3 protein-coding genes and 1 pseudogene are annotated in these 1,518 nt (G+C 59.1%); all 4 read left to right on the top strand.

The genetic code is table 11. The features are described 5' to 3' along the window. Positions 1 to 423 (top strand): annotated as a pseudogene (locus PLN84_RS13295) (hypothetical protein); the annotation flags it as partial. 79 nt (positions 424 to 502) lie between these two features. Then, on the top strand, positions 503 to 787 hold the full coding sequence (locus tag PLN84_RS13290) for a nucleotidyltransferase family protein (protein ID WP_292383612.1): 285 nt from the start codon (positions 503 to 505) through the stop codon (positions 785 to 787). Next, positions 780 to 1,031, top strand: coding sequence for a hypothetical protein (locus tag PLN84_RS13285; RefSeq protein WP_300033312.1), 252 nt, complete (start codon positions 780 to 782; stop codon positions 1,029 to 1,031). Before PLN84_RS13290 ends, PLN84_RS13285 begins: the two co-directional genes overlap by 8 nt. A gap of 163 nt (positions 1,032 to 1,194) precedes the next feature. Continuing rightward, the gene (locus PLN84_RS13280; protein WP_292383616.1) at positions 1,195 to 1,338 is read left to right on the top strand and encodes a hypothetical protein; all 144 of its coding nucleotides are present in this window, start codon (positions 1,195 to 1,197) and stop codon (positions 1,336 to 1,338) included. Positions 1,339 to 1,518: the final 180 nt, after the last annotated feature.

The following is a 1,518-nucleotide window of genomic DNA, read 5'->3' as shown; positions in this document are numbered from 1 at the left end:
GGGGAGGAGACCGATGCCGGAGAGACGATCACCTTCCTCGTCGACGGTGCTGCCGCCGGGACCGCGGTCTACACCCCCGGCACCTCTTCCAGCCTTGATCTTGCGGTGACGGGGAGCACGGCGCCCGGCGGCTCTTCCGGATTATCGTCAGGCAGCGGCAGTGGTTCGGGCAGCGGTCCATCCGCCACCCCCACCCCCACGCCGACGGTGACGGAGCCCACCGTGACCGGCACCCTCGATACCAGTAGCGCCGCCGGCCAGGAGACCGTGGCGACCACGGCCCCCCTCACCGACCCCACCCTGACGTTCGGCCCCGTCGCGTCGGCGACCGCCGTGCAGCAGGCCGGGCTGCCGTTCTCCTGGCTCACCGGTCTTGCGGCTCTGGCCGGGGTGGCCCTTCTCGTCCGTGAGCGGAAGAGATGACCCCCTCTCCCGCCCCGGGTAACGGGAACACCGGATGCCGGAGGATATAAGTGGATGGGCGCAACATCACAGAGTAACGATGCACCCACTTACCCAGATCCGGCAAAACCTTTGCACCATCCGGGAACGCTACGGTGTAGCCCGTATCGGTGTCTTTGGATCTGTGGCGCGGAACGAAGCCACCGCAGCAAGCGATATCGATATCCTGGTGGAGTTCAGAGAAGGGGAGGAGACCTTCGATCATTTCATGGACCTCAAGTTCTATCTTGAGGACCTCCTGGGACGAAAGGCAGATCTCGTCATCATCGACACGTTAAAACCCCGAATCCGGGAAGCCGTCCTGGGTGAGGTCGCCTATGCCTAGAGATCTTCTGCTCTATCTGGAGGACATACGGGAGGCTATCGTCTCCATCCACTCCTACGTGGGAGACCGGACGTTTGAGGAGTTTGCGGGCGATTCCATGTGCCTCGATGCTGTCGTGCTCAGGTTCATCACCATCGGAGAAGCAAGCAGATCCCCGACAACATCACCGCATGCCATCCGGAGATTGCATGGCGAAAGATCGCGGGGCTTCGGGATATCAGTGTCCACTCTTATTATTCGGTGAAACCGACAATCCTCTGGGATATTATCCAGACGGGGCTCGGACCCCTTGAAGATACGGTCAAAACGATGATCCGGGAAGTGGAATGAGCAGGTTGGGGTAGTTCACGGCGATCGATATCAAATGACAGTATATCATAACCGGCAGCGGCAGAAAGATTGGGGTCGTGCTTGACATAGAGACTTTCGAGAGAATTGAGGTACTCCTCGAAAACTGCGGACTTGCGCAGTACATGGAAGAAGTCGAGATAGAGGAGACCCTCTCGCTCAATGAGGCGCGGCAATACTATGCGCAGATGAACGAAGAATAACATAATACTCTGCCGCATACGATACTTTAATTTATTTTTACACATATGTGTAATAATTGAGGTGATACACCATGCCAGGATTTGATGGAACCGGACCTGCCGGGGCCGGCCCGATGACGGGCGGTCGCCGGGGCCGGTGCTCCGCGACAGAGGCGCCGGAAGGCGAGTCCGCAACACCGG

It is taken from the genome of Methanoculleus sp. (assembly GCF_035363275.1).
Lineage (GTDB): Archaea > Halobacteriota > Methanomicrobia > Methanomicrobiales > Methanoculleaceae > Methanoculleus.
Note: the sequence above shows the minus strand (reverse complement) of the source record. Positions and strands in the feature narration are given on the sequence as shown.

Coding starts and splice junctions, on each gene's coding strand:
- PLN84_RS13290 (WP_292383612.1), top strand. CDS start 503: ATGCACCCACTTACCCAGATCCGGCAAAACCTTTGCACCATCCGGGAA.
- PLN84_RS13285 (WP_300033312.1), top strand. CDS start 780: ATGCCTAGAGATCTTCTGCTCTATCTGGAGGACATACGGGAGGCTATC.